We start from the raw sequence: 23,531 nt of genomic DNA, 5'->3' as shown, positions 1-23,531 counted from the left end.
TTCAATTGGATCGGTTAGATTGATTTGGTATGATAAACCCTATAGATGTTAACCAAATTACAATTATAGTTTACTTTTAAAATCAAAAGGGAGTAAACAAACTGGGGGAGAATAATGTATAAGCTGCGAGGACATCATCTTTTTTGCCTTCTAGGCTATCGGGGAATGGGCTATTCCCAAGAATACGTGGAAAATATGACGCTTTTGCATCAAACCTTGAGAACCAACCCAAAAACGTTGATTCTGCTTGTAAAGGGACCAGATCAGTTGTGTGAAAAGTTCCCTAATTCAGGTGAATACCATTGCCTAGACGACCAGATAGATGAAAGAGATGCCGTTATTTTAGACAAAATGAACCTTAAAATCGGACAAATTCTTAGATGGGAGGATATTGAGTCCCGTATCCTAGAACATGTCATCCCCGCCGATATTCAAATTGTCTGTGAAACTTGTTCTTGGCGTTCTTACGGGGTTTGCGAGGAAGGTATTCGAGAGATTCATGATGGGAAGGGCTTAAGAAAAATTCAATAAACTTCATCTATTCAATGCCCACATGCCCACAGGGACGGTTCTTTTGGCCTTTTTTAATCTCTTTCCTTGTCCAAAAAAGCCAGTAGAACCGTCGTCCCCATGATCCCATGGTCCTTCATGGTCCCTGTCCTTACACTCCCCGCTTATTTCCCCAAAGAAGTGCATGCAATTGCGGTAATACTTTTACATCATTCAATTGAGGGTCAGCAACCACACAATTGACTAACCACTCATATTTCAACAGTAGTTTTTGAATCAATTCATTATTATTGAAATTCGTAATATCATCGTTCCCAACCTGGAGATAAAAAGGAATATCCGCATACCGGTTATGAACCATTTTCGCATACTCAAGATCGGCATCATCGAAGATGACTACTTTTAGACTCACTTGATGTTTAAAATCATTGTCGTTTAAATTTTGAAAAATAGAATCTAATATTTCAAAATTGGTTACCATGTTAGAGCTCGGCGGCTTTGGTGAAATGGTCAGTTCATTGACGTTTAAGAACCAGTCCTGCCATCTGCTGCCTTGTGTTTCGATGCCAATTTTGATGTCTTTTTCTTTTAATAAATCGATAAACACATCTAAGTTTTTCAACAGCGCCGGATTTCCCCCTGAGATCGTCACAAACGAGAAATTGTCCCCACCGACTCTTTTTAATTCATTCCAAATTTCTTCAGCGGTCATTTGCTGAATATCTTCTTTGGCACTGCCATCCCATGTAAAGGCAGAATCACACCAGCTGCATGAATAATCACAGCCGGCTGTCCGAACAAACATTGTCTTTTGACCAATGACCATGCCTTCTCCTTGAATGGTTGGGCCAAAAATTTCTAATACAGGAATCTTACTCATTCCTCCATCCACTCCCTTCTCGCTTCTGCGTAGCTTGTTGGAGTTTCAAACAGACGGACAAATTCCACTCTTGCACCATGATATTGGTCCCTACGATCTTCTGTTGCTAAGGCATCTTTCATTTTCTCATATATCCAGACAACCATGTTTTCAGCTGTTGTATTCATCGATGGAAGGGTTTCGTTTAGGTATTGATGATCAAGATAGATTTCGATTTCATTTTTCCAAATGTCTTTAATATCGCCAAAGTCGATCATTAAGCCGCGTTCATCAACAAAACCACTTAATTCAAAAATAACTCTGTACGTATGGCCGTGCAAATTCTTGCATTTCCCTTCATAGCAATGCAAGTGGTGTGAAGCATCAAAAGTAAACTCTTTGCTCACTAGTACACGCTTTGAATGATATTTTAATTGATGAGGTTGAATGTCCTCATTTATCTTTTGAAGTTTATCAACGATTCTGAAACCCATCGTTTAAAACCTCCCATTAAGAAAGTCATCAAGCCCTCTTTTTCTTAAGACGCAAGCTGGACACTCTCCACATCCATCCGAAATCACACCATTGTAGCAGGTTAATGTTTTTTCACGAACAAATTCAAACGCGCCTAAATCGTCTGCCATCGCCCATGTTTCTGCTTTGTTTAACCACATTAATGGCGTATGAATGACAAAATTATCGTCCATCGATAGATTTAAAGTGACATTCAGTGATTTGATAAAAATATCACGACAATCTGGGTACCCGCTGAAATCTGTTTCGCAAACACCGGTGACTAAATGCTTAGCACCGATCTGACGTGCTAAAACACCTGCGAAAGTCAGGAATAACAGGTTACGGCCTGGCACAAATGTAGACGGCAGTTCCCCTTCGCCGCCATCAGTCACCTCAATATTTGAACGTGTTAATGCATTAGGGGCTAGTTGATTTAATAAGGACATATCTAAAATATGGTGTTTCACACCAAGTTCATTGGCTATATTTTTGGCACATTCAATTTCTAAACTATGCCGTTGATTGTAATCAAACGTAACTACTTCTACTTCTTTAAATTGCTTTAATGCCCAAAATAAACAAGTGGTGCTGTCTTGTCCACCACTAAACACAACAATTGCCTTTTCATTTTTCAACATGTATATCAAATACTTCCTTTCAAATAGAAAAAAACAGCACTCCAAGATAGAAGTGCTGCTTCATCTTAGTTTTTTTAATGTGGGGGGCTAGAACCACTTTCGCAAAATGCGAACTATATAATTTTAAATGACTAAATGATTATAAACCATTTTATCAATTTTTTCACCTATTTGTCGACATTTTTCGAGTCTATTTGTTGTTCTTCTTAAATCATTACTTTTCTTTCTCCAATCTCCTTAAGGCCAGCACGGATAAGCAGGAAGACAACTACCCATGAAGCTAGCATTAGAAAAATCTGTCCAAAGGGGAACATTCCTGTTATAGGAGTGTCCCATAATGCATGCATCAAAACCACTAAGATAAAGACGCGTAAAAACCTAAAGCGGAATAGCATGTTAAGATTAAATGGATGGTCGCCTTGTACTCTACAGAATGCTGCACCAGTCAGTGCCGCCCAGGCAATATGCCCGCCGGGTGCAAAGATCCCTCTCCATAGGATCGTGTTGTAGAGAGTTGCACCATCCCCAGAAAGCAGTGCCCTTAGAGCATATCCAGCTGTTTCAAACGCGGCAAAACCGGCTCCAACTGCAGCACCAATGAGAAGGCCGTTTAGAATATATCTATATTTTCGGTATCGAACAAACGTAATGACTGTTATCGCTTTGGCAAGTTCCTCAGCAATTCCAATCGTTATCGGATTGATATTGTTTTTCAATATATCGAAAAATACGAGTGCGACTAACATGGAGAGAATCCCACCGATCATCACGACATATATCACTCGATAAAAGGCAATATTCTGCGGAGCATTCATCTCCCAGAAGAAGATTAATGTTGTAAACGGAACAGCAAAAGCACCAACAATAATGAGTCCTGGTATAAAATTCACATTTCTAAAATAGCTCACACCTAGGTAAAATCCTGCGAATGCAAGAAGCGAAATGATAAATACCCTTGCAAAAAGCCATGGTTTTGGCCAGGTGTCCTTCACTTCCGAAATTTTTGGTGTCGTAAGCGCAGTTCCTACGATAAACAGCCGGTCCGCTTCCAGTTCGCTATGATTATGGAAAACACGCGAAAATATGTTTTGAAATTTTGGTTCAATCGATCGTTGGAATCTTGGGACCATATCAACGTAATGGGCAAACTCATAAAAAAAGCTATTTTCATTCTCTTGTGTGTTATTTTTAATAAACTTTTCTCCGCAGCTTAAGCAGAATTTCACACCATCTGGATTGGTATAAACACATTGCGGGCATTTCAAAAAACTTCACCCCTCTTGGTTAGCAAAAACATCCTCAAATAGAGGATGCCCAATAATAGGTGAATTATTTGAATACACGTTCTATCCACGAAAATCCGCTGACCTGCCAAGGCAAGTCACCGGTTACCTGTGCAGTTAGAGAACATCCTTTTTCAACGAGCTTTTAATCAGCTTCATTTCACCTTTTTTAGGGATGAATTCACTGATGTTTTCATATTTTTCTTCCCTTTTTAAATGGTTTTGGTCCTGGGCCATATATTCCTTAAAGGAGCAGCAAAAGAGTTTACGGGCAACTCTTCCTTTATCACCAATGAGGTTGAACCAATTTTGCCCAACATAAAATGGATTCGTTACTTTTTTATCAATGAGATCATTAATACGATCCTTTTCTTCCCCTGGATTAAATTTTGTTTTGGAAGAAAGGGCCAAGATAAAATAGTTTTTATATTTATCAAATTCTAGTAATTGAAGATGGTACTTCTCACGCTCGATTTGATTGAAATCCCTCAGAACTATTTTGATACTTTTTTCAACATCAATTTCAAATTTACTTGCATCTTTCCAGGTCGATAAACGGGAATCAAAAATGGACAGTGTTAGTATATAATAGGCTTCAAAATTTTTGGGATCAAATACTTCATTTCCAACATGCTTTTCATCTACCGGTACAACAATATAGTTTTTATAATCAGCAAAGAAATTTTCAATCATATCGTATACCCTCTTTCATAACTTGATAGAATTGATGAATAATTCAAAATTATATATAGTATATTCCTTTATTAAAATCAAAAATCCTGCTAATTCTTCCAAAATTCCTCACCTTTCATGGTTTTTAATTATATAGTCCCATAATAGAATGAATAATTTGTCGTGTATTCGAAAATGCAGCCTCAATGATTTTGAATTTTACTTAGGATATTCGGCATAAAAAAATGGCTCAGTACAGTGAATACTAAGCCATTTTTTATTTTATTGTTTTAAAGCCTATACATTATGTATGGAGCTCTCATTCCCAGTTAGAGTAGTTACACTACATACTAGGCTAACACCTGACATATTTGCGTTTGAAACCAAGTTTCCCTCGATCTATTTCCTTTTGAATATTTTCGGAAGCAAGCAGAATACTGCTTTTTTTCTTGTCGCGCTTGATTTCTACTGGTCCTACAGCCTTTGCAGTTTCAACCGCCTTATCATGGAGCGGCAAATAGGAAATTCCGACTGTGTAGATAAAATTATTCATGGCGGATTTTGTTCGTTCAGGAGCATCGTGAATCATATTTTCCACCTGATCAAGCATACTGGCAATCTTGCTGGCGCTAAATTCACTATCCGGTCGATTACCCAAAAGCCAGCAGTAACAGCTCCAGCCTGCCGACATTCTAAGTTCTTCACCACTTGCGATCCATTTATCGGCAACATCTTGCGCAATATCAGTTTCAGCCAACGTTACAGCAACCACATAATCGGAAAGCATATAAAAATACGCCCCATCCATCCAACGCTCAAAATCAGCCTCAGTCATTACCATTGGGTCCGCAATGATGCCGGCAAAATACATGGCATCATAGTTCCCAGTGGCGTAAAGCTGATCGGCTAAAGGCTGATTTTTCTTAATTTTCTTTGCAAGCGGCTTCATTGAACCTGTAGCCACCCCAAAAACCGGCTCGTGTGCTCCATTGCTTATGTATATTTTTTTCATTCGTTCCTTGCCAAGCGCTTCCAGTTCCTGCATAACCATTTCGAAATCCATCGTTTTGCACTTCCTTCCTTTTCATCCATCAAAATGAACAATCCTACTTTTTATCCTTTTGATCATGGCATTCAACTACACCCATTTTTATAAATTTTACTATGAATTAAGCGAAGTGAATAGAGTAAGGCTACTATAATGTGTTTTTTTTAGATAAAAAAGGAAACCTGTATACTTCGCAAAAAATACCATAAAATAATTTTGGAATGAACGAAACAAAACTTGAGAGTAACAGGAGGGAATTTCTTTTGGGGATTTTCGGGAAAACAAAGAGAAACAAATTATCCGCTGCGGAGGTTTCTGCTCTTTGGCATCAGTATATGGGTGATAGTATGGCAATACTACAAAAGTGTATTTAACCATGCAACTCAAGCCGGTGCTCTTTGTTTCAAAATTTTGGTTAAATATAGATGGTTAGAAAAACAACCGGAGGCAGTTGACAGAAAATCCCTGTCGCAAGGTTAAAAAATGAGCAAAGACAGCCAGTTAGGTATACTGGCTGTCTTTGAAATAAAAATTGTGAATCATTCCAGTGTTGCCTTTTAAACAAGCAAGGCCGATTGGCCCTGCTTGTTATTTGACAATTACTTTTCCAGCCATACCTTCCTTGAAATGGTACCTACATATCAAGTCATATGTACCGGGATTTTTCGGTTTCACGGTAATGGTTTTTTCTTTTCCCGGCTGGACTTCGGTGTCAATACTGAGCTTTTCCACTGTGAAGGTGTGCTCTTTCTTACCTTGGTTTTTCAATATCAACTTTGTCGTTTTTCCATTCGGAATAGTGATGACTTTCGGATTAAAGTAATCATCGTTCAACTCGACCTCAATCGCTTTCACTGTCTCAACAGGCTGTGTTACGACGCTGGATTCAGCGAATACATCGAGTGAGCCTGGAGTTGTCATACCTACAATCATCGCAAGCATAACGACCAATCCAGTTAACCACTTTTTCACAGACATTCTCAATCCCTCCTTTCCTAAGCACTATTGTTTTCCAATTGATTCAATTTTATCACTTTAATTTGAGTTCCAACGTGCATCAAATAGTAACTCTTTTATCTGAAACAGCGACAAAGAAAAAAGAGCGACTCTAATGACGATCTTCAGGACTCCATTCTTCTTCAATTAATAGCAGGTTACTGAATACGGAAACCCCTTTATACATTAAATTACTGTGGAGTTTTTCTTTTTTACAGTTAATACATTGTTTCTATTCAATTTGATATTTAATTTTTCGGAACCCAAGAGCATTATTGCAATAAAACCAGCAATGACAAATGGGAAGATTCCTATTGTCGAGTGTGCTGCAATGAAACCAAGAAGAGGCGGCAGGAACGTACTTCCTGTATAAGCAACGGCCATTTGATACCCCATGATTGTTTGGGAATGTTCCTGCCCAAATCGTGTTGGCGTTTCATGCAACATACACGGAAATATCGGTGCCAATCCTAATCCAACCATAATAAAGCCGACAAGCGAGAAAGTGGACGGCAATGGTAGGAGTAGGAATGCAGCACCAGCTAATGCTATTATTTGCCCTACCCGAATAAGCATACGGTTACTTATTTTTAAGGTAATAAAGCCTGTAATAAATCTTCCGATTGTGATACCCGCGTAATACAAGGAAACCCACTTTGCCGCTGCATCTACGGATAATTCTTTAACATTTACCAGGAAACTACTTCCCCAAAGTCCCATCGTTGCCTCTGCACCACAATAAAACAAGAAAGATACCAAAGCTAGCTTAACTCCCCTAATTTGCAAAGGTTTTCGACTTTTAGCATCTGCTCTATATAATCCATCATCTGTATTTTCTGTCTCATTAGTTGAGATCACAATGCTGTTGCCTCTAACCTTATTCCATAAAGGCAAAGTGAAGAAAAGAATGACAACTAATACAAACTGCAGACCAGCGATGGCAAGATACCCGTTTCTCCAAGAATGTTGCCCTGAAATAAACTGAACCATAATAACGGGACCAAGCGTAGCCCCAACTCCCCAAAAACAATGAAGCCAACTCATGTGTTGTGCTTTGTAATGTGACGCTACATAATTGTTTAATCCCGAATCAACTGCACCAGCACCTAACCCAAGTGGTACAGCACAAATAAATAACCAAAAAAGCGAAGGAGCAAAATGAAATCCAAGCAGTGCTCCAGCAGTCATTAAACAACTTAAAAATGTGACAATGCCAGTTCCGAAGCGTTTAAGTAAAACTCCACTAGCAAAACTGGAAATGATCGTTCCCCCAGCGATTGTCATAAAAAGCAATCCGGCTGTCTCAAAGTTAGCTCCAAGTTCCGATTGCATCAAAGACCATGACACTCCCAACAATGAATCAGGTAAGCCTAAGCTGATAAAAGCCAAGTAGATAATTACTAAAAAGAATGTAGCCATTATAACCCCGCCTTTTAATTTTTTATAATAGGTATTGATTTGTCTTAGCTGTTTATTCCGGTGATCATGAGATCAAGACCTAGACTTTGTAATCCAAATAAATAATCTTGTTTCCAATCACTCATTATAAGTTTTGGAAGATGCTCTGCTGGAATATACTTTGCGCTTCGGTCTAAAATTTGGTCTAGGATAAATTGGTTGACTTCATCATCACAAAAAATAATTGTATAAGGATTAATGATAGCTACAAAGGAAGCTACTAACCTGCTAATGGCGTCGACCTCATAGTCCTCACATATAAATGCTTTCTTAGGCCTGTTTTCATTTTGCAAAGCCTGGCCAAAATTTTGGTCATCGTACTGTGGAACGAATGAAACCTCTCCTGAAAAATTAGTGCTACCTCGTACCACGACTCCATTTACCATAATTCCAGCACCTGGACCATTTTGACCTGAATATAAATAAACAAGAGATTTATTTTTCTTATTTCCCTTACTATCGTAATATCCAAGCACCGCCGCATTCATATCGTTCTCTATTACAACAGGTATTGAGAAACGACTTTCCAAGTATCCCTTCAAATCGAAGTTTTGAAGGTGTTCATACCCTGGTATATAAATAATTCGTCCATCCTCCACGGAACCAGGTACACCAATGGATACACAACTAATTTTTGGATATTTCTCTCTGATCTCTTCAACACAGTCGGTTAATAATCCTAAATCTACATCTACCAATAGACTTGAGGTTTTTCCAACATCCTTCACTTCACCTAAACAGTTAAAGACAATATAATTTGTCTCTGTCCTCTCTAAAAAGATTGCCAAACCTAACATATACTCTGGATTATATGTATATCTTTTTGCCCTTCTTCCACCACTCGAATCATCGAGACCGACTGGAATCAGTTCACCGTCCTTTTCCATCTGGGTTAAGAATTTACTTATGGTAGGGAAACTAATTTCTAATTTATCGCTAAGTTCAACTTTTGTTGCACTGCCAAGTTCTAAAAGAGATTTACGAATACCGCGAAGGATTTCCTTCCCCATCGATTTTGGAGTCGTGCTCATAAGGGTCACCGCCTATTAATATGGGCTTATTAAAGAACTTTAATAAGTATCAAAGAAAAAACTTATTAAATCTCTTTAATAAGTCATGTTGATAATATAGCATATCATTTTACCGGAAACAATGGAGATTATAAATGGAATAGTGCCCATAATAAGCACAAGAAGCGACTACCCTTGTTGAGCAATCGCACTCGTTAGTTAAACAAGCCAGTATCAAAAAAAAGATTCATTACAATAGCAAATATTCCAAACAATATGAGTAGTATTCCAAACAAAAATAACCCTGTTACATATTCAAATATGGTAAAGAAAAAGGCTACCTTGTTTATCTTACTTCGCTCTTCAAATATAAATTTTATACCATCTTTAACTTCATAAAAACTAAGTGAACTTAAACCAAATCCCACAATAATGCAACTAATTCCTACATATACATATAAACAAAGATAAATGGTGCACCATTCGAACGTTTTGTTGCTGATACTGTATATAACTGCTCGTTAATTGAACAAGCACCTTCTCTTCTATTCCATTTAATACTCGAAGTATTTATAACGAATAATTATTAAATGTTTAAAACAAACTATACCTAACATAAAGGGAGGAACTGTTATGCGTGATAATACCAACTTTGCTGCTTTTGTCTTTTTTTCAATTTTAAGCATTATTGCAACAACAATATTTAGCAGTATCATCATATCTCAAAATAACAACATAAAATCAAAACTTGAAAACAAAAAACAAACGTGATTCCTTTCAAGAATACCTTGATTGGAATTTTTTATATTTTATAATTTATTTCATCGAATGTGAGATTCATTTTAATGACTTTTGAGACAACCTGGTTCCTGCCTTTTGGCCCACTTTTTTTTAATTCTTGAAGATACTCTTCAAGAATTCACCGATACCCCCGGACTTTGCATCCTTATACTTTGTCTTATAGGATAGTCCAAAACCGTAACGATACTTGTCACCTGATTTTGCTTGGTATACATAGGAAGGGGCTTCATCAAAGCCTGGTACGTCCATCTTGTCGTTTGCTACGGCTTCCTGATTTGCTGGAATTGTTAGAGGCAGTTTTCCCGTCGGATTAAATTTCCCACGAATCACATCAATTAAAGCTTCCGTTTTCACTCCGAACGTTCCAATGACAGCGGCTGCATTTGGTTCAATTTCTTGAATCAGCCAAGGACTACTAAAGTTGATGGCAGTAATAATCGGTACAGTTTTCTGTATTTTGATAATCCAATTTTTTTTATGAATATGCGTATCCGGTCCTATGGAAATCAATGGTTGCTTTGAAAGAAGATCTTGTTTGGGTTTTATCCAAACAAGTGCATGTGTTGCTTCTTCCAAATGATCCGTCAAAGTGATGTCCGGATCATATTTCTGAATGGTTTTTTTTAATGCAATCGTATTTGCACTCTGTTCACCGCTGGGAACGACTCGACATAAAGTTTCATATCTTTTATTTTTTTATCATTTAGGGGCAAAAGATTCTGATCATTGCGTAATAACACGATAGACTTCCGATGGGCTAAATCTGCCTTTTCTTTTGATTCCGGATTATTTACCACTTGAAGTGCCCTTTTCGGTTCCACATAGGGGTTTTCAAATAAACCTAAATCCATCATTTCTGTGAGCAAATATGCCACGGATCGATTGATTTTCTCCTCACTTACCAAACCTTGGTCTACTGCATTTATTAATGGCTGTGTATCATTCTGTCCGGAAAAAATATTTGCTCCAGCTTCCATTGCTTTAGCAATTCTTTCTTCCTTCGACAATTGTTTAGCACCCCATGCCATATCAATTATTGCCCCCGTATCTGAGTTGACATATCCTTTAAAACCAAGTTTCTCACGCAATAAGTCGGTTATAAAAGCTTTGTTAAAAATAAAACCGACTTCTTCAAATTGCTGTTTTTCGTTATAGGGAGAAAGGCCTTGATCTGCACTTTTATTACTTGGATAAGCATAGTAAGGTAGTATTGAAGTTGTTCCAGCTTTAATGGCTGCTATAAACGGTGGCAGATGATACTTTTGCAAGCTACCTGTTGTTGGATAAATATTAAAATTTCCTTCCTCAAAATGCGGATCTTTCCCCAAATATCTTGATCCCCCACCAGGAAAGTGCTTTGTTGTCAAAGAAACGCTGGTTTTGTCAAGTTCTTCACCTTGAAAACCTTTGATTAACGTATAGTTTATATCTGAAACAAGTTTAGGACTTTCTCCAAATGTTTCTAAAATCCTTGGCCATAACGGTTGTGTTGCAACATCAGCATTGTAGCCATACATTTTACGAAGACCAGAAGATGTCCATTCTTTTCGTGAAATTTGAGCAAATTCTCTAACCAAATCAAGGTCACGGGTTGCAGCGAGTCCTAAGGAATCTGGCCATATGGTAAATTGACCAGAACCATCTTTTGCGGTTACATAGTAATCCTTTGCTTTTTTTAAATCTGTAATATCGGCGATCATAGTGAAATGGTTTCGGGGATTTGAAATAAGAACTGCCGGTATTCCTAATCTTGTTCCCTCAGTCCTTTCTTGTAGTATATTATTTGTATTGGCAATAACATCAGCACTAGGTGTCTTACGATAAACAAAATACCGTGCATGTTGATCAATCATATTATTTGGCTGTTCCATCTTTGACCCTTCAATTTCATGAAATTCAGGAATAATCATTAGGCCGGCTTTTTCCTCAAGTGTCATTTGGGATACAAGATCAGCGACTCGCTTTTCTACTGGTATCTCCCAGTTTTCATAATCATCAAGTTTTCCATTTGAATTTAAATCTTTAAATACTTTTCCATTGACAGTGAATGTTTCTTTTACTCGTGCCAAGACCTCTGGGTTAACATTTTGGGCATCCACCGAAGGTATGATAAATAGAAAGGATAAAACCATTGTAATTAAATAAGTGAGAGCCTTTCTTCGTTTCAAATTGATTAATTTCCCTCATTTCAATCTTTCATGTTGGTTGATGTTTTAGTCTCCATTTTCTACCTAATATTTTCCTTATTAGAAGAAATTATCCTCTCAACGCGAAGCAAAACGAAAGAATTGTGGAAAAATGTAGGCGAATTGCACCCTTTAGTGGAAAGAGCCCTTACCTTTTAGTGAAAACCGATCAAATCTTCTGGATATACCGAGTGTTTTTTTGTAAATAATAATATTGTTAAATAATAAAATGCGGAGGAATTCTATGCAACAGGAACAAGCTAAAGAAAATGTGGGTTCTATTATGAGACCAGAATTTGCCGGAACTGATGCACAAAAAGTAAAACAAGAAATTCAAAAAGATGTAAGCCAAGGACAAGGTGCAATGACTTCCCGAGAGGCAGGAGCAATGCGAGATTAAAAAAGCTGCCCCAATATAAAAATGGGACAGCCTTGTTTTCTATAATTAAATATCGAGTTTCCTTGTACCAATCCATTTCACCATTTCAGGATCTCTATGTGAAAAGAACAAGCTCTGTTTCGTGTCTAACGTAGAGATCTTCTCCATATCTTCTTGGCTTAACTCGAAGTCAAAGATATTGAAGTTTTCGATGATTCTTTCCTTGCGAACAGACTTTGGAATGACAACGATTCCTCTTTGTGTCAGCCAACGTAAAATCACCTGGGCAACAGATTGATTATGCTTTTCCGCAATTGAAACTAACACTTCATTCTGGAAGATATCATTTTTACCTTCAGCAAAAGGTCCCCAAGACTGTATTTGCACATGATTCTCTTTCATGAATTGTGCACTTTCTATTTGCTGGTTGAAAGGATGCGTTTCCACCTGGTTAACAGCAGGAATCACTTCATTATGAATGATTAAATCGATCAAGCGGTCTGGATGGAAGTTACTCACTCCGATAGACTTGATTTTACCTTCCCGATACAATTCCTCCATCGCACGCCAAGAACCGTATACATCACCAAATGGCTGATGTATTAAATACAAGTCTAAATAATCCAATTGCAATCTTTCCAGTGATTTTGCGACTGCTCCTTGGTTTATTATTGCCAATTTACATTTCCCACCATGATGATACAGGAATAGAGATCGATTCGACTAAAGGAACCCTTTTCACCTGCCCTTTTTTTTCAAATAATAAAGACTCCTCTTTATTTCCTTTTCTACTTTTTGAAAAAACGTCTCCAAACCCTTATTAGCTCCACCCTCTAACACCCGCTGACCTGCCAAAGCAAGGGCACCTGTTACCTGTGCTTCAGCTTTACAGTTTAGTCGGGTCGAAACTTGTTGATCATTAAAATAAAGTTCAGCTTTACCGGAAATTTCTCCGATATTACCACTTCCAATTACTTGTAATAGAATGATGGAGGATGGCTTCTTCTCATGGAGTCGAATCTCGAGGACAAAGTGATCTTGAATGGGACCCATTTTTATCTCCACTTCAGCTTTGTATATACCTCTGTCACTTCTGAAAAAGACTTACATCCAGGGAGAGAGCTCTGCAGCACCTTTTCATCCTTGATATATTTCCAAACAATGTTCCTTGGCAGCCCGAATGTGTATTCGTACTCGAGTTTCACTGTTTCCCCCTCCAATTGACCACAAAAATTACAATCAATTATATGTATTCAATTGGATTGTGAATGGTTAAAAGGAACTGAATATGCTGTTTAAGGAACAGATACCTGCTCTTTATTATCATTCCTTTTTTTATGATTGGCCGTCTAAGTGGTATGAAGGACAAATCTCGCAGCAAAAACAATAAATTTGTCTTTCACAACTATCATGATGAAGAATTCATCTCTGATTCTCCTATTTGTAGTAAAAAAAACCTACTTCCATTGGGAAATAGGGTCTTACTCTTTTCAGATATTTTATTGTGAGAGTAGCCGCTGAGCAACTATATAACCTGATCCGCCATTCACTCCATGTCCAGGCCAGGTTGCGGCACCAAGCATATACACATTTGGAATAGCCGTCTGATGACCCGGCTGCCCTGGTAATGGTCTAAGAAGATAGCTTTGCGCTAAATCGTGTGCCCCGCCGTATGGATCCCCCGGTCCCGAGTTCGGGTTAAACCTGGCAATCGTGTCCGGTGTGACGACATATTTTCCGATTACCGCACTTGGGATGTTTGGTATATGCTTGCTCACCAAATTTAGCACGCGTTCTGTGAACCGCTCGGTTAAATCATGCGTCCATGTACCATCTCCGACATCGATAAGGTTAGCCGCATCCCTACGTGGACGGATGGGCACTTCTAGCACTTGAATGCGCATGATTGCTTTTCCTTCCGGTGCTCTCGTTGGATCGAGATTGGTAGAACAATCGATCGTAAAGGTAGGGTTGGACGGAAGCAGATTGGCCGCCGCTTGGGCAATCGCTAGAGTAAATCCGTCCAGTCCATCTGTTAGATGCGGCTGCCCGACACGGTTAAACCGTTTATCTGGCCAGTTTGGCGGCTCACTTAGTGCTAGATGAATTTGGACGCAGCCTCTGCCGTAGCGATACTGTTTCGCTTGTGCCCGAAGTGGTGGTGAAATCTCCGAATCGGCCAAGAGCGAGAGATAGAGCTGATCAGGTGTGGTTGAGGCCACGACTGCCTGCTTAGCACGATACTTTTTCCCCATTGCGGTTCGGACGCCAATCGCTCGACCGTTCTCCACTAAGATTCGCTCGACATGAGTGTACGTAAGAATCTCGCCGCCCTGATCCTTTATCAGTTGAGATAATGCTTGAACCAGTTTCTCACTGCCGCCTTCAGGTATCGGCATCCCGCCGCCCATCAGTGCCATCACCGTCAGCGGTACCCAAATCCCGCTTCCGACTTCATCCGGCGTGCGGCCAAGGTGTGTGACCCAGGATGCCAACATCGCCCGCGTCACTGGTGACTTTAAAGAACTGACGGTATTACGGGCGGTTGAAACTAGCGAGGCAGCGAAAGGCGAATAGCCCGCCCCGCCCCCTTCGTGAAGCAAGCGCTTCAGGATCGGTGCGGCTTCAGGACTGGAGAGATCCATATTGAATAATCCAAATACATCGTTGACATAAGGATTTAGCTGTTCAAACATACCGGCCAGAGCTGCGCCGTCACCGGGAGCCAGCCGTTCCACCTCAGCGATGAGCTCTTCAAAGGAACTAGGCAGGACAGCCGTTCGTCCGTCTTCCATCGAAACACCGGTCGGCAGGTCCGTATTTATGTATCGGAGCCCGCGTGCTTCTAGATCCCCTCTTAGTTCAGCGTAGGCTGATCCGGTTGTAAAGAGAGGATGTGCAGCAGCAAACACATCATGTTTAAAACCTGGCAGCGTCAGCTCTTCGGTGCGCAGAAATCCGCCCGGGCGATCATTTTTTTCTAAAACTAGAACGCTGCGACCCGCCCGCGTTAAATAGGCAGCGGTAATTAAAGCATTATGGCCGCTTCCAATCATAATGACATCAAAGTTATCCATCATATCTCTCCTTTAATAGGATCAAGCCATATCTACGTAAAAAGATATTCTGGAGGATGGATACTAAGTACTAAATCTATTACATTTTTTAAAATTTTTTATGCGGTCTCTTCCTTTAGTTCCCTTTAATAGGCTAGTTTATATAAAAGTTCAGTAAATAGTTCAATTCCTGTTTCTAACTCTTCCAAACTCGTAAATTCTTTTGGAGAATGGCTGATTCCATTTTTACTCGGTACAAATAGTAAGGAAGTGGCGCAGACGGGACCAAATACTTGGGAATCATGTCCAGCACCTGAGATCATTTCTTGATAACGGTAGTTTTTCGCATCTGCAATTTCACGGGCCCACATACACATCTCCCCATCCATCTTAACCGGCTTTACATCCATCCACTGGGAGATGGTCACTTCCATATTTAAGTTTTCTGCGAATCGTTTAAACTCCGCGAAAATCACGTCATAATAATAGTCAATCACAGCTTCCTGATGATGTCGAATATCCAGGCTGAACTCTACCTCACCGGCGACAACATTCGGTACATTCGGTTTGACGTTTAATCTTCCAACCGTAGCGACTAATTGCGGGTCAACAACTTGCGCTTTTTCTGTTAAAAAAGAAATAAAATGGGCGGCTGTGCTAACTGCATCCTTCCGATATTGCATCGGAGTCGTCCCCGCGTGGTTACTTTCTCCCTTGATTTGAACCGAATAACGGCGTTGTCCGACAATATGGGTTACAATCCCGATTTGATTCTGACTTTTCTCGAGAATCATTCCTTGTTCAATATGAATCTCCACAAACCGTTCCACATCATCCCGAACTGGAGGTGTATACTTTTCCGGATCAAACCCCGCTTGTTTCATCGCTTCTAAAAATGGAATTCCCTCAGGGTCCTTCACCTCTTTCACTCGGTCAAGGTTGTAGGCACCACTAATATTTCTCGACCCCCAAAAGGCGAGTGGAAAACGACTCCCTTCTTCTTCACATAAAGAGACAACTTCTATCGTTTTCTTTGGGTAACCAAAGGTTTGAAATAGCCTTAATACAGCGATGAAACTGGCAATGATTCCATATGCACCATCGTATTTCCCACCATCGACTACCGTATCGATGTGAGAGCCGGTCAAGATGGTTTTCCTATTGGATTCTGTACCTGGTAATCTTCCAAATAAATTTCCGACACTGTCAAAATACGTTTCTAGTTTCGATTGGTCCATTTCACTTTTTAACGCCAGCTGCGCATCGAGCCAGGATGGAGAATACAAAAGTCTTGTCACACCCCCATTCTCCGTTTTTCCAAACGAAGCAAGCCATTCAATCATTACTCCCACATAACCTTTTTTCAAAAACTGTTTGTCTCCTTGAACGGCCATCTACTTCACTCCTCAAAAATAGTTATGTAATGTTATGTTATGTTTCCTTTACTAAAAAAAAAGCCTATTTCCTTAAAGAAAATAGACTCTAGAGTCGATTGTACCTCTTATAAAAATTAAAACAACTTATTTATGTCATTTTCAGTAACCAATACCACTTTCCCGCGTTCATCTTCTTTTTTAATTTCGTACAGACCATTTTTATAATCGTATATTATCGTATATACATCTCCAGCAAAAAGAACTTTGTCATTCGTGCTCATATCAAGCCCTCCCTAATATTTATATATAGATAATTTAATACAATTATCTTTGTGAGTCTCCATTTTTGTTACCTTATCTTACGTAATATTTGCAATGGAGTAATTACGGTATACAATTCTCGTCCTTATACCTGATTAATATCCCGCATAAATCCCTGCAGCCTTGGGTCTTTTACGTGTATGTTAATAAGAGCAATAAATATCCCAAATAACAGAACAAGCGGAAGTAAAAACCCACTAGAAATGGCCATGCTTTTGACCCCAGCAAGTATGATTATAAAACAGACAAAAATCAAGATACAATTAATCAAAGAAAAACATCAGAAATAAAAAAAGTTCAAGGCCTCATTAATTTTATTAATGGGACCTTGAACTTTTTTGTTTATATAATACGTGCGGTTACGATTCCACCGATTTGATCGATTTTTTCTTGCAAACTAGGAATGATATCGCCATTTACTTTATTGTCAATGTCAATCATCGTATAAGCATATTCCCCACGGCTTCTATTAATCATGTCTGCGATGTTTAAATTATAGCTTGAAATAGCTAGTGTAAGCTGTCCAACCATGTTTGGAACGTTTTTATGGAATACTGCCACACGTTTCTTTCCTGTATAAGGTATGGATGCGTTCGGAAAATTCACTGAGTTCTTGATATTTCCGGTTTCCAGAAAATTCTTCACCTGGCGAGCAGCCATAATTGCACAGTTTTCCTCTGATTCTTGCGTAGATGCACCTAGATGAGGGATTGGAATTGCATTTTTCATTTTCAATACATTTTCATTTGGGAAGTCTGTAATATACTTACCAACCTTGCCGCCTTCAAGCGCTGCTGCCATATCTGTTTCATTCACAAGCTCTCCGCGTGAGAAATTCAAAATGTGAACTCCAGGCTTCATAATGCTAAAGGTTGCTTGGTTAAACATTCCTCTTGTGTCATCGGTTAATGGAACGTGAACCGTAATATAATCAGAATTAGCAAACAACTGTTCAATCGTCATCGCGCGCTGAACATTTCTAGACAAATTCCAAGCTGTATCAACAGAAATAAACGGGTCAAAACCAATCACGTCCATGTCTAAATCAAGGGCATCATTCGCTACAAGTGCTCCGATGGCGCCTAAACCAATTACTCCCAGCGTTTTCCCCTTAATTTCTTTTCCAACGAATTGTTTCTTACCTGCTTCAACTAGCTTCGGTACTTGGTCACCTTGGCCTTCTAATGTCTTTGTCCATGCTATGCCGTCAAAAAGGTTTCGGGATGAAGCCATCAATGTAGTAAGAACCATTTCTTTTACAGCATTCGCATTCGCACCAGGGGTATTGAAAACCACAATTCCCTGTTCTGTACATTTTTCAACCGGAATGTTATTAACACCCGCTCCGGCACGTGCAATGGCCTTTACATTATGACCTAATTCTAGTGAATGCATATTAAAACTGCGCACAACAATCGCATCAGGATTTTCACTGTCATTGTCAATCGTAAAATGATCCTTATTGAATACATTTAGCCCGCTCTCAGCGATATTATTTAACGTTTTGATTGTTTTCATTTTGTCTAGTGTTGTTGTGCTCATCTCGTATCTCCTCTATTCTTATATGATAGTTTGAAATTCCCTAAATTCATTAAGCAAGCGGAAATGGTCAAATTTTATTAAAATCTGTATCTACTTGATTTTTAAAATATTAAAGTAATCTTGGCTCCTAGCCGGTTGAAATATCCCCTCCTATAAACAGAAAGAGGTAAGGAATAAATCCCTACCTCTGCCCAGGCGAACGGCTACGAGACATTATGTGCTCCCTCACGGTAATCCGTGTTTCGCCAGTTACACATCGTCTTTTTAATTTCTCTTACTATATCAAATTTTCTTATAATAATCAAGCTAGAAAAGGCATTATTTTTTGAGGTTTGTGTTCAAATTATTTCCACTTCTTACATTAATTTTTTCAAATCCTCAAGGAAAGCTGCTACCTCTTCCTCTTTTGTTGCCCAGGATGTTACAAGTCGAATCGCCGAGTAATCGGTATCGACCTTTTCCCAAATATGAAAGGCATAATGGTTCTCTAATTCCGAAATCAGCGCATTTGGTAAAATCGGAAAGATTTGATTCGATGGTGAATGGGTTAGAAACGGAATATTTGCTTTGCTGATTTCATCTCTAAGTATGGTAGCCATCTTATTAGCATGCGCGGCCAAATCAAAGAACAAATTGTCCCTGAATAGTTCAAGAAACTGGGTGCCCAAAAGTCTCCCTTTCGCGAGCAGTGCTCCCTTTTGCTTCATATGGTATCGGAAATCCTCCTTAAGAGAATCCTTGCAAATCACCAAAGCCTCACCAATAAGTGCCCCATTCTTTGTTCCCCCGATATAGAAGGCATCCACAAGTGTTGGCAGATCGCTTAACTGAAGATCATTTTCTGTTGAACAAAGCGCTGAGCCTAACCTTGCACCATCCATATATAATATGAGATGGTTCTTTTTACAAAAATCACTTAACTGCACGAGTTCACTCCGGTTATAAATTGAGCCAATTTCGGTGGAGTTGGATATGTATACAAGCTTAGGTTTGACCATATGCTCATCTGGATGACCGTCGAGTACCGCTTGCACATCAGATGGGGTAAGTTTCCCGTTCTCTGTTTCAATTGATAGTACTTTATGTCCTGTCGCTTCAATGGCTCCTGTTTCATGCCCCAAAATATGGCCAGTACTCGCTGCCATTGCTGCTTCGTGCGGTCTTAAGAAAGCAGAAATCGCAATTAGATTTGTTTGTGTCCCGCCTGATAAGAGGTGAATGTCAACGTCTGTCCGTCCCATTCTCTCCTTTAACAGTTCAACCGCTTTTTGGGAAAATTGATCCTCTCCATAGCCATCCACTTGGACAAGGTTGGATTCTATTAAAGCATTTAATATTCTAGGATGTGCGCCTTCACTGTAATCGTTCTTAAAGCTATACATCAGATTGCCCCCGTTTAATTATTTATAAGTGTAATTTCATGTCCATCCTAACATATTTTTTAAACAATGATGGGTAATTATAGGATAAAAAATAGTAATTATCTAGTTAGCCTTTGAACAAATTTCATGTTAATTACAAGAATTAAAAAGATGACCGGATATACTGCCGCAGAATACCAAAGCTTCCATCCACTATAATAAAAAAATTCAGTTTGCACGGTCAACCATTCAAAAATCACTGAGAATATGGACCAAAGGATAATATAAAGTGCTTTATAAGCTATCTTTCTTTTTGACGGATAATAATTAAGAAATAAAAAGCTAATGGAAGGAAAGTAGAGAAGGATCCCAAGAAGAGATTTCCATTGAAAACCCTTTTCAAAATATCCATAAAGGTGATAATGCAAATCGAGTACCATGTCAGTCGTCATTCCATATGCATAAGCAAAAAAACAAGTGGCATAAATCTCAATTCTGCCTATTCTTTTTGGAACAAAAAAGGAAATTATACTAAAGATAATAAATATGATAAAAATTAGGATCCACATCTTAAATTTCCCTCCTTATATCCGGCCTTACATACTACCCAAAGTATTCCAAAATTTGGTTTTGTCTATTCTATGAAAGAAGGTCATTAAAAAAGAGACCTCTGAGAGTCTCTTTTAACATTCTATATGCATTTTTATCTTTTTTTTAAATGAAAAGGATATTTATAAACACCCCTTTGATTTATTGAAACTACCATCACCGTAGATTGAAGAAATAGTAATACGTGATGAATTAAAATACCAATTGAACCAAAATCATGTATACAATCGTTCCTCCAGCTATAGACAGGAGCATGTTTTTCTTCCATAAGTGAAGCAACGCCACTACTACTACCCCAATCAATTCGGGTAAACCGTGACTTCCAGAAACTAAACTCACGTCCTTAAAACAATAAATGACCAAAAGCCCAATTACTGCTGCTGGCAGCACTTTACCGAGATATTGTACATACTGCGGTGTAGGCTTACCCGATGGGAAAACGATGAATGGAAGAAACCTTGTAAGCATTGTGCCCAAAACCACCATAGCAATCGTAATAAACTGTTGCGTTAAACTCATTGTCATATGGTGCTAACCTCAACTTTCTCCAATGGCTTTCTAATGAGGGTCAGTAACCCAAGAATTGCAAACATCGCAGGGATAATGAAGTGGTCTCCGCCAAAAATAAAGAGACTGACAGTTGAAAGCCCAACACCGATGAGAGCACTGTGGTGCTTTTTCTCTTTCATCCACTGTTCAATGAAAATGACTACAAAGAGAGCCGTCATAACAAAATCGAGCCCTTCTGTGTTGAACTTGACAAAAGATCCAAAAATACCGCCAATTGTTGAACCAATGACCCAATAAGAGTGATTGAGTAGTGTCACAAAGAACATAAACCAGCCCTTGTCTACATTCTTCGGAATATCAACGGTACAATTGATAGAAAAAGACTCATCGCAAAGCCCATAAATCATGTAAAACTTCTTTTTCCCAATTCCCTTATACTTATCCAGCATGGATATGCCGTAAAACAAATGTCGTGCATTCACCATTAAAGTTAGAAAAAGGGCGTTAATCGGATTGAACGCGACAAGCAATAAATTGGCTGCCACAAACTCCATTGATCCTGCAAATATGAATAGACTCATCAGAATCGGGTAAATTGCACTAAAACCTAATGAATTCATATAGATGCCATATGCGATTCCCAAGAATACAAATCCAGCAAAAATGGGGACTGTATATGGAAAAGCCGCACGAAATGCAATCCATATTTGATTTCTTTTTTTCAAATGATTCACATCCTCAATTGCTAAATTTATTTAAATTTAACATACAAAATCCATACAAAAAACTCAAAAATTGTATGGATTACAATTATCCCTACATAGAAAAAACCCCTTTTTATCAAAACGGGGGTACCGATCGATTTTTTCCCTATATAAAACAAACACGTTTCTTAACCTTTTCAAACGATCCGATTTCATTATAAGAATTCCATACAAAAATGATATGATTGTATGGAACACATTTATTAGAGGTGTACTATGCCAATCAATTCATTTGAAAATTATCCAATGTCTTGGAAACCTGATAAGAAAGCCTTAAATCGTCCTTTTTATAAATCTCTTGCGTTACTACTTGAACAGGATGTTATTAATGGCTTTTTGGCACCTGGGACAAAGTTGCCTCCGCAACGAGAATTAGCGGATTTTCTTGACTTAAACTTCACCACGATTACCCGTGCCTACAAAATATGTGAGGTAAAGGGATTAATTTATGCCGTTACGGGGAGTGGAACCTTTGTAGCTCCAAATGCCGCCCGTTCCATTACCATTTCCACGGATAAAACGGCAAACCTCATTGATCTTGGGTTAGTGGCATCTTTTGAGCAAACCAATGCTATTGTAAAAGACGTTATTCAAAAGGTTGTGGACAAGAGTTATTTGGCGCAGCTACTAAATTACAATGATCCGACTGGTATTCCACATCAAAAAACGGCCGCTCTAAACTGGATGGAATCCTTCGGAATCCATACGGATCAAGAACATATAGCAATTGTTTCTGGTGCTCAAAATGCGTTGGCTATTGCCTTGGCTGCTTTGTTTGAGCCTGGTAATAGAATTGCAACCGATTTATACACGTATTCAAATTTTATCGAGTTGGCAAAAATGTTCCATATTCAATTAGTCCCCATTCTCGGAGACCAGTTTGGGATGTTGCCAGATGAACTTGAAAAGCAGTGCAGCCAAATAAATATTCACGGCATTTTCCTAATGCCCTCTTGCTGTAATCCTACCACAGTGATGATTCCAGAGTTTCGAAAGCAAGAATTAGCTGCGGTCATCAGGAAGCATCGTTTAATTTTAATTGAGGATGATATTCATGCATTTCTGACGGCAGGTATGATTTCCAACTACCAGCAGCCAATGTTCAATTTACTTCCAGAACAGAGCATTTATATTTGTGGCACCTCCAAGTCCATATGTTCTGGCTTAAGAGTTGCCTATATGGTCTATGGGGATGCTTTACGGGAGAAAATTTCGCAGGCTATTTTTAACATCAATGTAAAAACCTCTTCTTTTGACGCAGAGGTGATCACAGAGCTTATTTTATCAGGGAAGGCTCATGAAATTGTCTCTCTAAAGAAACAGCTTGCACAAACTGCAAATGATATTTATTTTGAATATTTTCCTTTAAGGAAGAATGTTGGACACCCTTTTAGTTTTTATCGTTGGCTTCCAATTCAAGGATTTAACGATGCCTTTCAGTTAGAATCGGATTTGAAAAGACAAGGTATTAGAGTTTTTCATTCTGATCGTTTTTTAAGTGGGCAGACCACACCTGATAAGTATTTACGTATTGCACTAGCTTCCACAAACTCATTAGATGAGTTAAAAATAGGATTAAGTATATTAAGACAGTATCTCGATTAATTCGAACAAAATGAAAACGGATGAGAAAAAT

General features: G+C 38.8%; 26 protein-coding genes, 1 pseudogene and 1 riboswitch. Of the genes and pseudogenes, 4 read left to right on the top strand and 23 right to left on the bottom strand.

The features are described 5' to 3' along the window. Positions 1–114 precede the first annotated feature (114 nt). Entirely contained in the window at positions 115–531 is a 417-nt protein-coding gene (locus tag J7E63_RS15455) for a DUF1284 domain-containing protein (RefSeq protein ID WP_215013873.1), read from the top strand. Between the two features lie 130 nt (positions 532–661). Here the strand turns inward: J7E63_RS15455 and queE are convergent, their stop codons facing one another. The 9 genes from queE to J7E63_RS15410 all read right to left on the bottom strand — a co-directional run bounded on the left by queE (position 662) and on the right by J7E63_RS15410 (position 9,020). Then, positions 662–1,390 (bottom strand): 7-carboxy-7-deazaguanine synthase QueE, encoded by a 729-nt coding sequence (queE, locus tag J7E63_RS15450; RefSeq protein WP_215013871.1) that lies wholly within the window; start codon positions 1,388–1,390, stop codon positions 662–664. Next, a complete protein-coding gene (gene queD, locus J7E63_RS15445; RefSeq protein ID WP_215013863.1) occupies positions 1,387–1,863 on the bottom strand; it encodes a 6-carboxytetrahydropterin synthase QueD in 477 nt (158 codons plus the stop codon). The genes queE and queD overlap by 4 nt, the downstream gene beginning before the upstream one ends. 3 nt (positions 1,864–1,866) lie before the next feature. Then, entirely contained in the window at positions 1,867–2,520 is a 654-nt protein-coding gene (queC, locus tag J7E63_RS15440; protein WP_215013898.1) for a 7-cyano-7-deazaguanine synthase QueC, read from the bottom strand. Between the two features lie 209 nt (positions 2,521–2,729). Beyond that, on the bottom strand, positions 2,730–3,788 hold the full coding sequence (locus J7E63_RS15435; RefSeq protein WP_215013854.1) for a PrsW family intramembrane metalloprotease: 1,059 nt from the start codon (positions 3,786–3,788) through the stop codon (positions 2,730–2,732). 135 nt (positions 3,789–3,923) lie between these two features. Then, positions 3,924–4,499, bottom strand: a complete 576-nt coding sequence (locus J7E63_RS15430; RefSeq protein ID WP_215013852.1) for a hypothetical protein — start codon at positions 4,497–4,499, stop codon at positions 3,924–3,926. 334 nt (positions 4,500–4,833) lie between these two features. Beyond that, complete coding sequence (locus J7E63_RS15425; RefSeq protein ID WP_215013850.1) at positions 4,834–5,541, bottom strand: DNA alkylation repair protein; 708 nt, start codon at positions 5,539–5,541, stop codon at positions 4,834–4,836. A 573-nt stretch (positions 5,542–6,114) separates the two neighbouring features. Beyond that, positions 6,115–6,504: a cupredoxin domain-containing protein gene (locus tag J7E63_RS15420; RefSeq protein ID WP_215013848.1), complete on the bottom strand. Its 390-nt coding sequence runs from the start codon at positions 6,502–6,504 to the stop codon at positions 6,115–6,117. 204 nt (positions 6,505–6,708) lie between these two features. Beyond that, positions 6,709–7,941 (bottom strand): MFS transporter, encoded by a 1,233-nt coding sequence (locus tag J7E63_RS15415; RefSeq protein ID WP_215013846.1) that lies wholly within the window; start codon positions 7,939–7,941, stop codon positions 6,709–6,711. Positions 7,942–7,985: 44 nt separating this feature from the next. Then, on the bottom strand, positions 7,986–9,020 hold the full coding sequence (locus J7E63_RS15410) for an ROK family transcriptional regulator (RefSeq protein ID WP_374193741.1): 1,035 nt from the start codon (positions 9,018–9,020) through the stop codon (positions 7,986–7,988). Between the two features lie 603 nt (positions 9,021–9,623). On the opposite strand from J7E63_RS15410, the gene J7E63_RS15405 reads away from it, so the two are divergent. Then, positions 9,624–9,761: a hypothetical protein gene (locus tag J7E63_RS15405; RefSeq protein ID WP_215013842.1), complete on the top strand. Its 138-nt coding sequence runs from the start codon at positions 9,624–9,626 to the stop codon at positions 9,759–9,761. Between the two features lie 120 nt (positions 9,762–9,881). Here the strand turns inward: J7E63_RS15405 and J7E63_RS15400 are convergent, their stop codons facing one another. After that, the gene (locus J7E63_RS15400) at positions 9,882–10,379 is read right to left on the bottom strand and encodes a glycoside hydrolase family 3 C-terminal domain-containing protein (protein WP_215013840.1); all 498 of its coding nucleotides are present in this window, start codon (positions 10,377–10,379) and stop codon (positions 9,882–9,884) included. Positions 10,380–10,414: 35 nt separating this feature from the next. Next, positions 10,415–11,959 (bottom strand): glycoside hydrolase family 3 protein, encoded by a 1,545-nt coding sequence (locus J7E63_RS15395; RefSeq protein ID WP_215013838.1) that lies wholly within the window; start codon positions 11,957–11,959, stop codon positions 10,415–10,417. A 262-nt stretch (positions 11,960–12,221) separates the two neighbouring features. Between J7E63_RS15395 and J7E63_RS15390 the strand changes: the two genes are divergently transcribed. Beyond that, positions 12,222–12,377: a hypothetical protein gene (locus J7E63_RS15390; RefSeq protein WP_215013836.1), complete on the top strand. Its 156-nt coding sequence runs from the start codon at positions 12,222–12,224 to the stop codon at positions 12,375–12,377. Between the two features lie 45 nt (positions 12,378–12,422). Here the strand turns inward: J7E63_RS15390 and J7E63_RS15385 are convergent. The 12 genes and pseudogenes from J7E63_RS15385 to azlC form a co-directional block, all read right to left on the bottom strand. Beyond that, positions 12,423–13,013, bottom strand: a pseudogene (locus tag J7E63_RS15385) (aldo/keto reductase); the annotation flags it as partial. An 81-nt stretch (positions 13,014–13,094) separates the two neighbouring features. Continuing rightward, complete coding sequence (locus J7E63_RS15380; protein WP_215013834.1) at positions 13,095–13,409, bottom strand: SRPBCC domain-containing protein; 315 nt, start codon at positions 13,407–13,409, stop codon at positions 13,095–13,097. 2 nt (positions 13,410–13,411) lie between these two features. Next, the gene (locus J7E63_RS15375) at positions 13,412–13,561 is read right to left on the bottom strand and encodes an SRPBCC family protein (RefSeq protein WP_215013832.1); all 150 of its coding nucleotides are present in this window, start codon (positions 13,559–13,561) and stop codon (positions 13,412–13,414) included. Positions 13,562–13,855: 294 nt separating this feature from the next. Next, complete coding sequence (locus J7E63_RS15370; RefSeq protein ID WP_251033558.1) at positions 13,856–15,412, bottom strand: phytoene desaturase family protein; 1,557 nt, start codon at positions 15,410–15,412, stop codon at positions 13,856–13,858. A 146-nt stretch (positions 15,413–15,558) separates the two neighbouring features. Next, on the bottom strand, positions 15,559–16,806 hold the full coding sequence (gene allC / locus J7E63_RS15365) for an allantoate deiminase (RefSeq protein ID WP_215013828.1): 1,248 nt from the start codon (positions 16,804–16,806) through the stop codon (positions 15,559–15,561). Between the two features lie 116 nt (positions 16,807–16,922). Then, the gene (locus J7E63_RS15360) at positions 16,923–17,069 is read right to left on the bottom strand and encodes a hypothetical protein (RefSeq protein WP_215013820.1); all 147 of its coding nucleotides are present in this window, start codon (positions 17,067–17,069) and stop codon (positions 16,923–16,925) included. 125 nt (positions 17,070–17,194) lie between these two features. Beyond that, a complete protein-coding gene (locus tag J7E63_RS30170) occupies positions 17,195–17,320 on the bottom strand; it encodes a hypothetical protein (RefSeq protein ID WP_285289942.1) in 126 nt (41 codons plus the stop codon). Positions 17,321–17,451: 131 nt separating this feature from the next. Next, positions 17,452–18,651 carry a phosphoglycerate dehydrogenase gene (locus J7E63_RS15355; RefSeq protein ID WP_214716760.1) on the bottom strand — a complete coding sequence of 400 codons (1,200 nt, stop codon included), beginning with the start codon at positions 18,649–18,651 and terminating at the stop codon, positions 17,452–17,454. A 182-nt stretch (positions 18,652–18,833) separates the two neighbouring features. Continuing rightward, positions 18,834–18,914: riboswitch (ZMP/ZTP riboswitch) on the bottom strand. A gap of 93 nt (positions 18,915–19,007) precedes the next feature. Beyond that, on the bottom strand, positions 19,008–20,033 hold the full coding sequence (locus tag J7E63_RS15350) for a threonine aldolase family protein (protein ID WP_215013818.1): 1,026 nt from the start codon (positions 20,031–20,033) through the stop codon (positions 19,008–19,010). 98 nt (positions 20,034–20,131) lie between these two features. Next, positions 20,132–20,581 (bottom strand): CBO0543 family protein, encoded by a 450-nt coding sequence (locus J7E63_RS15345; RefSeq protein WP_215013810.1) that lies wholly within the window; start codon positions 20,579–20,581, stop codon positions 20,132–20,134. 232 nt (positions 20,582–20,813) lie between these two features. Next, positions 20,814–21,146 carry a branched-chain amino acid transporter permease gene (locus J7E63_RS15340; RefSeq protein ID WP_215013808.1) on the bottom strand — a complete coding sequence of 111 codons (333 nt, stop codon included), beginning with the start codon at positions 21,144–21,146 and terminating at the stop codon, positions 20,814–20,816. Then, on the bottom strand, positions 21,143–21,886 hold the full coding sequence (gene azlC, locus J7E63_RS15335; protein ID WP_215013890.1) for an azaleucine resistance protein AzlC: 744 nt from the start codon (positions 21,884–21,886) through the stop codon (positions 21,143–21,145). The genes J7E63_RS15340 and azlC overlap by 4 nt, the downstream gene beginning before the upstream one ends. A 225-nt stretch (positions 21,887–22,111) precedes the next feature. On the opposite strand from azlC, the gene J7E63_RS15330 reads away from it, so the two are divergent. Next, a complete protein-coding gene (locus tag J7E63_RS15330; protein WP_215013806.1) occupies positions 22,112–23,500 on the top strand; it encodes an aminotransferase-like domain-containing protein in 1,389 nt (462 codons plus the stop codon). Positions 23,501–23,531: the final 31 nt, after the last annotated feature.

The sequence above is a fragment of the Bacillus sp. ISL-75 genome (assembly GCF_018613095.1).
This window is presented reverse-complemented; position numbering and strand designations above follow the sequence as displayed.